Raw genomic sequence first — 405 nt, 5'->3', positions numbered from 1 at the left:
ATCGGTCTACAAACGGAGCAGACCGAGTGCTTCGGGGCTTGACCCCGACGGTCCAATTTATTATTTCGCGGTTGGTTTCTTAAGTATGCGCGCCGAACGGAGCAACTGAGTGGCACGCCGAATGATCAATAAATATTCTCCGCTTGACCAGTCGGCATGAGCGACGCGCCCGAATCCGGTTCCGTAACGGGTGATGACCCGGAGTCAGCAGTTTTTGAACAGCTGTTCGAGCACACCCCTGACGCGGTACTCGTCATCGATACAGAGGCGAATCGTATCCTACGGTGTAACGACCAGGCATGCGAGTTGCTCGGGTACGACCGAGACCACCTCCTCTCGCTCGGCCCACCGGATATCCACCCGCATGATTACGATGTTTTTGAATCGTTCGTCAAGCGCGTCAAC

General features: G+C 55.3%; 1 protein-coding gene. It reads left to right on the top strand.

The window, feature by feature from the left end; translation table 11 throughout:
• Positions 1 to 156: 156 nt before the first annotated feature.
• Positions 157 to 405: PAS domain-containing protein (locus EXE45_RS18130; RefSeq protein WP_137695138.1), on the top strand; the 249-nt coding region annotated here is incomplete at its 3' end.

This window comes from Halorubrum sp. SP9, assembly GCF_005435015.1.
In the GTDB taxonomy this organism is placed as follows: domain Archaea; phylum Halobacteriota; class Halobacteria; order Halobacteriales; family Haloferacaceae; genus Halorubrum; species Halorubrum sodomense.
The sequence above is the reverse complement of the archived record's forward strand: the minus strand, read 5'-3'. Positions and strand labels throughout refer to the sequence as shown.